Raw genomic sequence first — 12645 nt, forward strand, 5'->3', positions numbered from 1 at the left:
TTGTACGTAAATACAGCCACGACTGGATTAATCGCCAAGGATAAATATAATGTCGCTTTTTTACTCACACGGCCAGCTTTTTATGTTGAATCATTCAAACTATCCAGGCTTGTTCCTTAGCCTTTCTACCCTTCTCTTTACCGCGTCGTCGTCGGCAGAGCAATATTGGTCAGACACAAGTTTGACTTATCTCAATGGTAATCAATACGAGGTGGGAGACACTGACCGACAAGTCGTGACCCTCGAATATGTTTCCGGTTACAGCTGGGGCAAATTATTCAGTTTTGCCGATCGGTTAGAGTCGAGTAACGGCGATACCGAAACCTATATCGAAGTATCTCCGGAATTTTATTTAGCGGAATTCAGCGACTCCTGGATTGCCAATTACAGTGTTACCACAACCGCAGAAGTTGGTGATGGCTTTACCCATTATCTCTACGGTTTGGGGGTCGCATTTAACGCACCGGGCTTTGACTACCTCGAATTGGATGCTTACCGCCGCAACAACGATAATCTGCCAAATAATTATCAACTGACTGCAACCTGGGCAACATCGTTTCAGCTTGCCGGAACACAATGGCTGTACGATGGCTTTATCGATTACGCGTCCGGAATAGCAGGTGTCGGCCCTGCCAACCTTAATTTCACCTCGCAACTGAAGTTGGACCTTGCCCCCTATTTAGAACTAAAAAGCCCACTGTACGTGGGCGTTGAGTATGTTTATTGGCGCAATAAGTTCTACATTGACGGAGTGCATGAACACAACCCGAACCTATTGCTCAAATGGCATTTTTAATCCCCCTTAAAAACGATAGGTGAACCCCAGGTTAATGGATGACAGTGCCACCCCCTCTTCATCCATTAGCCTTAGCCAATCCAGATAAACATCCAGCTGTGGTGCCGGCTGCAATGCAAACCCGGCACCATAACTGAGACCGCTGTCGGCGCCAGAACCACCCGCCGTACTCAGTTCACTGCGAGACCAGCCCGCCAGTGCATAAACGGAAACCGAGTCGCTCACACGCGCCTGTGGTTTTGCCAGAATACTCACCGCGTAATCCAGCTCGATATCGGTTTCGGCTGTGGTCGTGTCGTTTGGCTGATAGCGAATGGTATCGTCGGCTACGCCAAAACCCAGTCGAGCTTCAACCGCAAAATTTGGATGCACCTGTTCTCCTACCGTGAGCGTCAACCCAACCGGCTTCGCGGTCGAAAAGTCAGGACCAGAGTCAATATTGAACTGACTAACCTGCATCCCGAGGTAATAATCATCCCAGGACATGCTTTGTTGTGCGCTTGCGGTAGTTGAGAGCAGAAGTAGTGAACACAATGACAGAGCTTTTTTCATAATACCTCATTCCTTAAGGTTGAAAATGTGTGGATAGATTAGCAACTCATGAACGAGAAGCCAGAGATTATCGCTGACAAAACTGTCAGCGATAAGCGACAATAATACTAAAGATGATAAACGCCCTGGTAATCAGCAATATCCACATCAAACTGAGTTTGCTGGTGCAAGTGATCGCGAAAGCTTTCCATCGCATCCGGTTCGCCATGAATCAATTGAATGGGGGTTTTGGGACGTAGCTTGGAAGCCTGCAGCCAGGAGGTTAACTCCACATAATCGGCATGCCCGGAAAGACCGTCTAACGAGCGCACCCGCGCTTTCACCGGTAGCCACTCTCCGTGCAACTTGATCGACTCGACGCCCTGCAGCATTTTCGCGCCCCGTGTTCCGCCGGCCTGATGGCCACTGAACAGCACCGTCGCTCGGTGATCCCCCAACCAGCGTTTAAAGTGGTGCAGAATACGGCCGCCGGTTGCCATACCGCTGCCGGCAATAATAATATGCGGCCCGCTTTGCGATGCAATGGCTTTCGACTCATCCACACTGCGGGTATATATCACGGTGTCAAACGCTCGTTGACAGTCATGGTCAGTTAGCCGGTGTAATTTATGGTGACGACGATAGATTTCCGAGACGTTGATGGCCATGGGCGAATCGAGGAATATGGGTTGCCTGGGTATGCGTCCCTCGTCCATCAGTTTAACCAGCAGATGTTGCATTAGCTGTGCACGCCCAACTGAGAATGCCGGGATCATCACCACCCCGCCGCCGGCGGAGCATTCATTAACCACCTCGGCGAGCTGTTCCTCAGCCCGCTCGGTTTTTTCATGCCGACGGTCACCGTAAGTTGACTCCAACAGCAGTAAATCTACCTCCGGCAAAGGTTCCGGCGGGTACATCATGATGTCCTCCGGACGACCGATATCACCGGAAAAAGCCACTTTTTTGCCCTCCGCCTCGATGATCACAGAGGCAGCACCGAGAATATGCCCGGCAGGCTGCAACATCACCTGAATATCGCCGACCTGGAACGGTTGCCGAAACGCCACGCTCTCAAACAGTCTCATACTGGCTTTGCCGGTGTTTTCATCGTAAAGCGGCTGTGGGTTTTCGTGTTTACTGAGGCCATGGCGGCCGAGGTATTTTGCGTCTTCTTCCTGAATTCGGCCACTGTCAGCAAACATGATATGGCATAACTCAGTGGTCGCTTGATGCGCATAGACAGGGCCCCGGTAGCCTTCTTTGAACAACACGGGAATAAAGCCGGAATGATCGAGGTGAGCGTGGGTTAACACCACCGCATCGACCTTATTAATGCCCATAGGTATGGGTTGCCAGTTGCGCTTACGCAGCCACTTATAGCCCTGAAACAAACCACAATCGACAAGCAACCGGGTTCGCTCCGTTTCAACCAGAAATTTCGAGCCGGTAACGGTTTCGGTTCCGCCCAGAAAGATAATTTTCATTACGACCCCTATGGTTTAGACAGTTCAATACTGCCAGAACGGTAGTCAAGCATTAGCCGAAAGTGTTTGAGCGCTTCGTACCCCAGTATTCCTTCTACTTTACGGCCTCGAATACGAGAATGCTCTTGTTGATACTGACTGGTCAAGTGCTTAATTTTATAATTATCCGGTACCGCTACCTCAATTTTTTCTACCTCAAAAGAACCAATACTGATCTTAGGTAGTGTCAACGTATTATGGTAACCCATGCCATTCACGCCTTTCACCAACACGGCGCGGGAGCGAAAACGACGGAACCAGTCATTTTGGGTGACAACGCTTTTTTCCACCAATACACCGCCACTATGTCCTGTATCCAGTACGACCCAGCGTTTATCCTCGTCATTTAAACCGACTAGAACGATCGGATAACCTGTTTGGCGTTGCTTTCTCAGCGTAACGTTATTATTGACGGTTGCCTCCTCACGATTAGGAAAAAAACGAATTTTTTTATTGGGGTAGTCAATTTCAAGAACAACGTTAGATAAAAAATCGGTGCCGAGTAAAATCGCATTTCGTGGCGGGCCGAAACTAACTTCCAGAAAGTTTTGCTGGTAGTTGGTTCCATTCATCAAAAAACTGACACCCTTATAACGGGGGCGGCGTTTGTCGCCGAATATGCCAGTAACCTTCGCATAATTTAAAATATCTTTTTCTAGACCATGATGAGTAATAAAGGCTTTATTGATAGTGCTTTGCATCGCTCCAGTATCAATAATTGCATAACCTTCTTTTTCCTCGAGAGTTATCGGAACTTTTACTAAACCATCTTCTAACAAGAAAGGTTGCCAGTGAGACTCGCTTGCCTGTACCAGGAAAGAACAGGCCAACATTAATAAAGTGGTGATGACGTATTTCATATCATCCTTCGCTCGTTACTAAGACTCAAGCTGACAACCTATCAAATACTCGCGTTTCCTTATGAAACTTATTGTAAGTATTTTATACAACCAATCACGGCAGCAACCTGCGCCCGATTACATTCTTCCGGTGTAGCACGTGGACTGTCCGGATAGACTTCCGTAGTGGTCGCGTACATGGCATTGGTGAGGCTGATGCACAGCCCCAACTGTTTGACCGGAAAGCTGATCAGTCCTTCGCGATCGACCGGCGCTCCAATCAGTTGATTGTGCTCGTCAGCCGCAGCAATGTGTGTGACCTTTTCCACTTCGGCCAAGATCGCTGCATGAAAATCGATTTGCAGGTTTTCCGAGTTACCCACCAGATAAAAGCCATCCGGAATATTCCAGTTGGTATTTACCTCGCCGTCACGCGCTGCTTTTGCCGGGCGGAACTCTGAGTTATCCGAGTCAGTCGTTTCATGCAAGTCGACATGTGCGAGGAAATCAACCCCCAAATCACTCAGATAATCCATCACCAGCGCACATTCCTGCGCCGGACTGTCAGCAACAAACGAACGGTTTGGATCGACAGCGTCAGGGTTCCAGCGGTTGATGGTTTCATAGCCCCAGGGACTCAAGCACGGGAACACCACGAAATTAAAATCGTCCGTGTAATGTTCCAGCTCTGCATCGATAAACAATAAAGCGCCCTGGACACCACTGGTTTCATAACCATGAACGCCGCCGGTCACCAGAATGGTCGGATTTTCCGGGTTCCAGTTTTTATTCCGCACGACGTACAAGGGGTAGTCGCCGGCCGTATAATTCAATTCGCCGTACTGCTCAATGTTGAAGCGGTCATTCATCGCTTCAAGTTTAGCCACTACCTGTTGCTGATAAGAACGTTTTTTGGTCTGCGCAGCCAGCCACTGCGATTTTTCTGCCTCACCCCAAGGTTTACCAGGGGTTCCAATTGGGTAAATTGTTGTTTGTTCAGTCATAAACATCCTATGTGATCGGTCACTAAACCTGATCAACAGCCTAACATAATTACGTTTTAAGATAGCGATAATTGGTGGTCTGGGTTACCATCTGAGGCCATTGCCTTCTGTTTTAAGCTAAAACGTTTATCACCATGTCTTACTCCAAACTGCAAGTGGCTGTCGCGATCTTCGCCATGGCTATTGGTACCTTCGCAATCGGTATCGGCGAATTTGTCATGATGGGGCTGTTACCCAATGTTGGCTCTGAATTTGGTACCAGCTCTCAACAAACCGGCCACTTAATCAGCCTGTATGCGCTCGGCGTCGTCATTGGTGCGCCGCTCATTACCATCGTATTTGCCCGCGCCAACAAAAAGTCTCTGCTACTCGCCCTGATGGGTCTGTACGCCGTAACCAATATCGCCAGTGCCGAGGCCGATAGCTTTCAGCAGTTGCAATGGCTACGTTTTATTAGCGGTCTTCCCCACGGCGCCTATGGCGGCATTGTCTGTCTACTGGCGGCGGCGATGGTACGTAAGAACCAGCGAGGCAAAGCGGTAACCTTAGTGATGATGGGGCTGACGCTCGCCATCTTAATCGGTAATCCGCTTGCCACTTGGTTTGGCCAGATGCTGGACTGGCGCTGGGTTTATCGTGGCGTCGGCATCACCGCGTTAAGCGCGGTGCTGTTAATCGCTATTGCCGTACCAGCTATCCGGCAACAACAGCACAGCCGCACACGCACCGAGCTGTCAGCCCTTAAGAACAAACAAGTTCTGCTGACGCTGGCCATCGGCAGTATTGGTTTTGGCGGTATGTTCGCGGTACTGAGTTATCTGGCGCCAACCTTGTTAGAGGCAACACAAGTGAGCCAGGGCTGGATACCTATCGCCTTGCTGATTTATGGCGTGGGTTCTTTTATCGGAAGCTTAGTCGGTGGCTGGGCGACCGACGTCAACATGAAATGGGCGATCGGTGGTGCACTGGCCTGGGCCACACTGGTTCTGTTTGTGTTTCCGTTTAGTATTGATAACTTAGTCAGCATCTTGCCGATGGTATTTTTATTGGGGTCAACCGCCGCATTAGTACCGACCTTACAAGTGCGACTGATGGATGTCGCGGGCGAAGCACAAACCTTAGCGGCATCACTTAATCATGCGGCATTTAATATTGCTAACGGCATCGGTGCTTATCTTGGCGGCCTCGCTATTGTCTCACCCTGGCAGTGGCAGGGCACCGGATGGGTCGGCTGTTTGCTGGCCGGTAGCGGGCTTATTATTTTCTTTATCACCAAAAACCACAGCCGCAAGGTCAATTATGCTGAAAGCTTGTAGGCTGGTCGCAGGGCGATGTTTTTATCAGCAGTTTTGTTCTATCATGGGATGATAACTACAATAATCAATTCGAAATTGACGCGTGCCACACTTTCTGTCGACCATAACCCTGATTCTTTTGGCTTTTCTCGCGCCAGCGACATTAGCGTCATCACCGAGCCTGTATGTCGATGGGCAGACTGATGACATCAAACTGATTTTCTACACAGAACGTTACCTCGATCCTACCGGTGAGACAGATTTTCGCTCGATTGAGCAACGGCAGTTGTTTGAGCCTGTGCTGGATCCCGGGCAGTTGCATTTAGGTTACTACGACGGCACCCTCTGGTTAAAAAACGTCATCACGAATACGACCGATAACAGCCTGTTAAAGGTATTCTCCTTTGACTACGCGAACCTTGATCGCGTTGATGTTTATGTTGTTGATGAGCGAGGTGAATTACGTCAGCAATTTCGTTCCGGAAGTCACATCACGAAAGAACAACGGCCATTGAACAACCGCCATGCCTCATTTCCGATCGCCTTTCCGGCAAACACCGCAATGACTCTTTACACACGTATCCAAAGTAACGGCAGCTTAACCGCTTTTCAGCGCTTGTACTCCCCCACGCATTACGACAACAGCTACAGTAACGAACTGTTCTGGCTATCGCTGTACTGCGGTATGCTACTGGCGTTAAGCCTTTATAATCTGTTGCTGTTTACGGCGTTAAAACAGTCGGTTTTTTTGCGCTATTCGCTGTTTGTCGGTAGTTTTCTGGCGGGCACGCTGGCAATGAACGGGTTAGGCCCGCAGTTGTTTTGGGATCATGACACGCTCGATGTTAACCGCGTAATGGCGTTTAGTTTTTCTGCGGCAGGCTTTACCGCAACCTTGTTTGCGCGCAAGTTTCTGGCGCTAAAAACGCACAGTCGCTGGTGGTACCGGGTGACACTGATTCCGCTAACGGTGTCGTTTTTGGGGATGCTGAGTGCCTTTATTGCCTCTCCGCAAACGGCATTACAGCTCAGTGATATCAACGGTTTAACCGCGGGGCTGGTGTTATTGAGTTGTGGCGTCGCCTGTGCGATACGCAAGGTTCCCGGCGCAAATCTGTTTGTCATCGCCTGGACGTTGTTATTAACCGGTGCCTTCGTTCACGCCCTTCGCAATTTAGGTGTCGTGCCGACCAATTTTTTCAGTTTGTACGGCATGCAAATTGGCTCAGCGATAGAAATGTTACTGCTGTCGTTTGCTATCGCCGCGAAATTCAATCAATTGAAAAACGAAAAACAGCGGGCTCAGGAAGAAGCACTGACCACCTTAAAAACGCACGAAGCAAAACTTGAGCAAAAAGTCGCCCAACGAACTTACGAACTGGAGCAAATGGCTCATCATGACGGCTTAACCGGTTTGTTGAATCGTAATGGCCTTAATCAGGCATTGCGGGATACGATGCAACGATGTCGGCAATCTGGCACGCCGTTAACACTGGTCATGCTCGATCTCGATGCATTTAAACCCATTAATGACGAATATGGCCATACCGCCGGTGACAGGGTGTTGAAAATTGTGGCCGAACGCCTACTCGGTTGCACCGTTGATGGTGATGCAGTTGCCCGCTTTGGTGGTGATGAGTTTCTTGTCGTCAGCGACCGTTTTGCCAATAACCTCGAAGTTTCAGCCTTCATCGACCAGATTCGCCGCGAAATTCAACAACCGATGGTGGCCGGTGTTTCGCAGCCGTTAACCATTTCAGCCAGCGTCGGCTTCCATCAAACCGCTTTACCGCGTTCGGTTAATGAGCTACTTAAAGAAGCCGACAAAGCCATGTATCAGGTAAAATACCGGCAACGCGGCAAACCTTTAAGCCACTAGTTGTTATGTTGCTCAGCGTTAACCATCTTCTTGTAGAAAAAGATAGCGTAAAAAACACACAGCCCGATGACGATGCCCAAACCAATAAATGAGATAAAAATAACCGGATCATTAAAAAACGCTTTCCATAAACTCATGGCACTTTCTCCCTACTCAGTATATGGTTTTAGTGTATTAAAGAGCCCGGTAAAGCAATTTGATATGGATCAATCTTATGAATCAACAATCAAAACCCAGTGAAAATAATCCGATGGGCGTTGCCATCGGTGTTGGCGTTGCGGTCGGAACCGCCATCGGTGTGGTTATGGATCAGTTAGCCTTGGGCGTTGCTTTGGGTCTGGCCTTCGGCGTTGCGTACGGAGCCAGTCTCAAACGCAAGCAGGAGCGCAGCAAGCCCGACGACTAAGCGTCCGGCTTGCGACTGAAGTCATTGGCACTGAACACGTCACTCAGAATGGTTTGCTCGAGCCAGTTGCGGCCCTCGGTACGGGTAGGAATTCGCACCACCAGGGTAATGTCTTCGGGATCTTCCACTTGCAAAGTCACCCGCGGTTCTACCGAAGGTGACTCCAGTCCGGTACGGTAGCTCATTCGATCAAAATGCCGCTTTACTTCCGCCATGTAATCGCGGCAATACTCCTGTGCTACCCGCAATAGCTCTTGCTGTGCCAAACGCCAGTTATCGGTGCGTTTAAACGGCACGGTAAAGGTATGCAAGACATAGTCTTTACTGTAACTCTCATTAATTACCGGCTCGGTCGCGAATAATGAGTTTGGTAACACAACCATACGGCCACTGCGTTGTTGCATATTCTTGCCGGGCCCTACTTCCAAAATGGTTGTCGTTAACAGGTTTTGATCAATAACATCACCGCGGTAATCTTTGATTTGAATCCGGTCGCCGAGGTGAAACGCATGCGCCCCACTTTTTATCAGTGTACCGCTGATACAGATGATCAGTTCTTTAGTGGCAATCACCAAGGCCACAGCAATCGCGACCAAAGACAGCGCAAAGGTACGTAGTTCGTTACCCCAAATCATGAACAGACCAAACAGCAGCACCAGCAACAGGCCATTGCGCAGTTGAACCAGCCAACGTCGGCGTAAATCGCTGGAATTAATGTTGCGGCGGATATAGCGCCGCAGTACCCATCGTGCAAAAAACACAATAGTAACCAGAACAATGGTGCTGATGGTCAGTCGCAACAACGAGTCTGATGCCTGAAGTTGCTCGACAAAGCCGTTTAGTAATTGCTGTAAGTTCATGACTCTCTAAGTAAATCGTCGTAAAGACACTGGCGAAAAGGATTATTTGCACTATAGTTTTTTACAGGTTTCAAGGAAAGGGGAATTTACAATGAAAAAGATGACATTAGCGACAGCAACCTTATTAGGTTTGTTTACTCTTGCCGGCTGTAGCCAGGAATCAGCCGACAGTAAAACCGAAGATGCAATGGAGTCAGCTGAACAAACGGCTGATGAAATGGGTGAAGCGGCCGAAGCTCAAATGAATGAAGCGGGCGAATACATCAGTGATGCGACCATCACCGCCAAGGTGAAAACCGCATTATTTGATAACGGCGGTCTCAACAGTGCCAACATTTCGGTGGAAACCCGCGATGGCGTGGTTTATCTCTCCGGTACCGTCAGCAGTGATGTTGACGCCGAAACCGCCGGGCAACTTGCCGCTGGCGTTGAGGGTGTTGAAGATGTCGAAAACGACCTTGTCGTTTCCGAAAATAACTAACGCCAGCATCACCCGTTGCCTATCAGCGAGCCAGTTCCAATCTGGCTCGCATTCCCATTGATGACGTTAATCCCGTCGTTACTGACACCACCTTGCCCTGGCGTATGACCAGCAGAGTGGGTGTTACTGTCACGCCCCAGCGTTTAGCCAACACACCCGTTTGATCGTTAACGGTATCGAATTGATAGCCGTGTTCAGTGATAAATTGCGTCACTTCTGCATCTGTACCTGACGAAAAGGCAACTGACAGCACCTTATTATCCGCGGCAACGCTGTCCACCATTGGCGATACCACCTTACAGTAGGGACACCAGGTCGCCCAAAAATACAGCAATACCGGTTGTTGCTGAGAAGCACCGATAATATCCACTCTATCTCCCTGGAGCGTTAGCACATTGGCACTTTGCTCAGGTACCTGTTGTTCGATATCACTCGCACGATACCAATCAACCGCTGTTATTACCGCCACCGCTGCCACAACATAGCCAGCAACGCTCAACAAACGTTTTATCCACGGATTAGAAAACACTGCCACAAACGACTCCCTTATTACGGCTTAGCGACAGTGTACCATCAAAGCGTCACGCAGATTTTACCAAAGTGTTTTCCGGCTTCTTCATAACGAAACGCATCGGCTAACTGATCCAGCGTAAAGGTTTTATCCACAACCGGCGTTATGCCATTGACATTCAGCGCCCGAACCAAGGCTTTTTGATCGTCCCGGCTACCGACGATCAAACCCTGCAGACGTGCTTGTTTCGCCATCAGCCGAGTGGTTGGAATCATGCCTTCGTTACCGGTCAGCACGCCAATCAACGCAATATGTCCGCCGATTGCAACCGCATTAATGGATTGCGGTAACGTGCCTGGACCTCCCACTTCGATAACGTGATCTACGCCACGACCGTCGGTCAGCTTATTCACCGTGGTGCCCCACTCCGGATCGCTTTTGTAGTTAATGCAATGATCCGCACCTAAGGCTTTATACTGCGCCAATTTTGCATCCGAAGACGACGTCGCTATCACCGTCGCGCCAAGACTTTTGGCCAGCTGACAAGCGAAAACCGACACACCACCACTTCCCAGTACCAGCACCGAATGACCAGGCTGAATATTGCCATCGACAACCAGCGCACGCCATGCGGTTAAACCAGCAGTGGTTAGCGTTGCTGACTGCTCATGCGTGTAACCTTGTGGCTGCCGGGTGAAAAAATGCGCCGGACAAACCACGACCTCACGCGCATAGCCGTCGACCCCATCACCGGGCGTAGTACGAAAATCGGCGATAGGGGCCGGCCCGCTGAGCCAATGCGGAAAAAACGTCGAGACCACCGCATCTCCTACCTTGAATTCATCAACGCCTTCGCCGACGGCTTCAACCACACCGGCGCCATCGGCAAGTGGAATGCGTCCGTCCTCGGTAGGAATGTAACCGGCAGCAACGGCATAATCGTGGAAGTTTAGGGAACTTGCTTTAATACGAACTCGAACTTCACCCGCTGCCGGCATGCCGGGATCCGCTATCTCGGTAACACGAATATTGTCGAGTCCAAACGGCTGTTGCAGACGCAGCGCTTTTATGGTTTTCGTCATGCTTAATCACTCCCGCAGTAATAAATATCCTGATTAACTATAACTTAATGGCCTTCAATTAGATCACCACACAATCGCTCAATGTTGACATTTTTAGACATTCTGGATAAATTATTAATGAGAATTATTATTATTTTCATTATAGGAACCTTTCACGGATGAACCAACGGCTTCTCAGATCAATCATGGTGTTCAATCAAACCGTACGCACCGGCAGTATGAGTCAGGCCGCTCGCGAGTTGAATATGACCGTTTCGGCAGTAAGTCAGCAGTTGCACAAGCTTGAAGAAGAAATTGGTTTATCCTTGTTCATCCGAAACACACGTTCAATGACTCTAACCGAGGCTGGTGAACTGTATTATCAAACCACCCAGCGCATTGCCGAAGAAGCTGAATTAATGCAGTCCAAGTTGGCGCTGTTAAAACAACAACCACAGGGCGTCATTAAACTGATCGCCCCAGCTGGCTTTGGCGGGGGCTTGCTGAGCGCACCACTAAAACAATTAATGGAAGAATTCCCGGAAATGGGCGTACATCTGACACTCACCGATGAGCCCTGTAATTTAGTTCGTCACGGCGCCGATCTTGGTCTCTGTATTGGTCCTCTGAACGACTCTCAAATGATCGCCAGACAGCTTGCTGAATGGTCGATGTGCCTGTGTGTCGCCGCTAGCCATCCGTTGGCAACTGCTAACCCACAACACCCATCGGCACTGGCAACGCACTGCTACGTCAGCCACATACGCGAACAAAATTTCGTCAGCACACTGACTCATCCTGAGCAGCCTGCCTTTGCGTTGCAGCAACGCCGGCTGATGGTGAACAATATGCAATCACTGATTCAACTGGTAAAGGACGGTGTCGGTTTTGGCTTATTACCCACTATCGAAGTGGAAGATGAACTTGCTCGGGGAGAGCTGGTTGCACTGCTGCCGGAATGGCAAATCCCAAGCTATACGGTACACGCGGTAACCCCACAGCGCGACTTTATACCGGCCAAAACACAAACGGCTATCGAGCTGCTCAAGCAACACTTTGATCAACTCGGCAGCTAACGCGCTGGCGGCCTTACAACCCACTCGGGTTCTTCAAACTCTCCCAGTGGCGTAATATCAACGAATGGTGCAGCACGCTTTATGATCGCTGCCACTTCCTCATTGTGTTGATGTTCCATCGCATCACGCTCGGCTTTGCTGCGCCAGTGGGCAATCGCAATTAAGCTGCGATCGTCACCGATTTTTCGGTGCAGCTCAGTACCTAACGCACCGGGCGCCTGTTGAATAATGCGACTCGCCTGTACCCAGGCCTTGGCATAATCTTCAGCGGTATAACCGTCTTTGATGTTAACTAGAAAAAGATATTTCACGGGCACCTCCCGATTGATCTGCTCTTTCCGCTTTTGCGTTATAGAGTCAGTATCACACATTGCCCGGTT

General features: G+C 49.6%; 15 protein-coding genes. 6 read left to right on the forward strand and 9 right to left on the reverse strand.

The features are described from left to right. The first annotated feature begins 49 nt into the window (after positions 1-49). Positions 50-796, forward strand: coding sequence for a DUF5020 family protein (locus tag C5610_RS07705; protein WP_241970586.1), 747 nt, complete (start codon positions 50-52; stop codon positions 794-796). Positions 797-802: 6 nt separating this feature from the next. On the opposite strand, the gene C5610_RS07710 is transcribed toward C5610_RS07705, so the two are convergent. The 4 genes from C5610_RS07710 to C5610_RS07725 form a co-directional block, all read right to left on the reverse strand. Further along, positions 803-1348: a porin family protein gene (locus C5610_RS07710; RefSeq protein WP_105306677.1), complete on the reverse strand. Its 546-nt coding sequence runs from the start codon at positions 1346-1348 to the stop codon at positions 803-805. Between the two features lie 107 nt (positions 1349-1455). Beyond that, on the reverse strand, positions 1456-2814 hold the full coding sequence (locus C5610_RS07715) for an MBL fold metallo-hydrolase RNA specificity domain-containing protein (protein ID WP_105306678.1): 1359 nt from the start codon (positions 2812-2814) through the stop codon (positions 1456-1458). Positions 2815-2822: 8 nt separating this feature from the next. Next, positions 2823-3713 (reverse strand): aspartyl protease family protein, encoded by an 891-nt coding sequence (locus C5610_RS07720; protein ID WP_105306679.1) that lies wholly within the window; start codon positions 3711-3713, stop codon positions 2823-2825. A gap of 68 nt (positions 3714-3781) precedes the next feature. After that, positions 3782-4696, reverse strand: coding sequence for a M14 family metallocarboxypeptidase (locus C5610_RS07725; RefSeq protein ID WP_105307749.1), 915 nt, complete (start codon positions 4694-4696; stop codon positions 3782-3784). A gap of 134 nt (positions 4697-4830) precedes the next feature. Here C5610_RS07725 and C5610_RS07730 point away from each other — a divergent pair, with 134 nt between their 5' ends. After that, positions 4831-6012, forward strand: coding sequence for an MFS transporter (locus tag C5610_RS07730; protein ID WP_105306680.1), 1182 nt, complete (start codon positions 4831-4833; stop codon positions 6010-6012). An 82-nt stretch (positions 6013-6094) separates the two neighbouring features. Continuing rightward, positions 6095-7870: a diguanylate cyclase gene (locus tag C5610_RS07735; protein ID WP_105306681.1), complete on the forward strand. Its 1776-nt coding sequence runs from the start codon at positions 6095-6097 to the stop codon at positions 7868-7870. Here the strand turns inward: C5610_RS07735 and C5610_RS07740 are convergent. After that, positions 7867-8007 carry a DUF3149 domain-containing protein gene (locus C5610_RS07740; RefSeq protein WP_105306682.1) on the reverse strand — a complete coding sequence of 47 codons (141 nt, stop codon included), beginning with the start codon at positions 8005-8007 and terminating at the stop codon, positions 7867-7869. The two genes, C5610_RS07735 and C5610_RS07740, sit on opposite strands and share 4 nt — an antisense overlap. A gap of 77 nt (positions 8008-8084) precedes the next feature. On the opposite strand from C5610_RS07740, the gene C5610_RS07745 reads away from it, so the two are divergent. After that, positions 8085-8276, forward strand: a complete 192-nt coding sequence (locus C5610_RS07745; protein ID WP_105306683.1) for a hypothetical protein — start codon at positions 8085-8087, stop codon at positions 8274-8276. On the opposite strand, the gene C5610_RS07750 is transcribed toward C5610_RS07745, so the two are convergent. After that, positions 8273-9136, reverse strand: a complete 864-nt coding sequence (locus C5610_RS07750) for a mechanosensitive ion channel domain-containing protein (RefSeq protein ID WP_105306684.1) — start codon at positions 9134-9136, stop codon at positions 8273-8275. The two genes, C5610_RS07745 and C5610_RS07750, sit on opposite strands and share 4 nt — an antisense overlap. 91 nt (positions 9137-9227) lie before the next feature. Between C5610_RS07750 and C5610_RS07755 the strand changes: the two genes are divergently transcribed. Then, positions 9228-9617 carry a BON domain-containing protein gene (locus tag C5610_RS07755; RefSeq protein ID WP_105306685.1) on the forward strand — a complete coding sequence of 130 codons (390 nt, stop codon included), beginning with the start codon at positions 9228-9230 and terminating at the stop codon, positions 9615-9617. A 22-nt stretch (positions 9618-9639) separates the two neighbouring features. Here C5610_RS07755 and C5610_RS07760 read toward each other — a convergent pair whose 3' ends face one another. Further along, positions 9640-10152 carry a protein disulfide oxidoreductase gene (locus tag C5610_RS07760; protein ID WP_157982917.1) on the reverse strand — a complete coding sequence of 171 codons (513 nt, stop codon included), beginning with the start codon at positions 10150-10152 and terminating at the stop codon, positions 9640-9642. A gap of 38 nt (positions 10153-10190) precedes the next feature. Further along, a complete protein-coding gene (locus tag C5610_RS07765) occupies positions 10191-11210 on the reverse strand; it encodes a zinc-dependent alcohol dehydrogenase family protein (protein WP_105306687.1) in 1020 nt (339 codons plus the stop codon). A gap of 185 nt (positions 11211-11395) precedes the next feature. Between C5610_RS07765 and C5610_RS07770 the strand changes: the two genes are divergently transcribed. Continuing rightward, positions 11396-12265 carry a LysR family transcriptional regulator gene (locus C5610_RS07770; protein WP_262339804.1) on the forward strand — a complete coding sequence of 290 codons (870 nt, stop codon included), beginning with the start codon at positions 11396-11398 and terminating at the stop codon, positions 12263-12265. Here the strand turns inward: C5610_RS07770 and C5610_RS07775 are convergent. After that, on the reverse strand, positions 12262-12576 hold the full coding sequence (locus C5610_RS07775) for an antibiotic biosynthesis monooxygenase family protein (RefSeq protein ID WP_105307750.1): 315 nt from the start codon (positions 12574-12576) through the stop codon (positions 12262-12264). The two genes, C5610_RS07770 and C5610_RS07775, sit on opposite strands and share 4 nt — an antisense overlap. Positions 12577-12645: the final 69 nt, after the last annotated feature.

This window comes from Idiomarina sp. OT37-5b, assembly GCF_002968395.1.
Lineage (GTDB): Bacteria > Pseudomonadota > Gammaproteobacteria > Enterobacterales > Alteromonadaceae > Idiomarina > Idiomarina aquatica.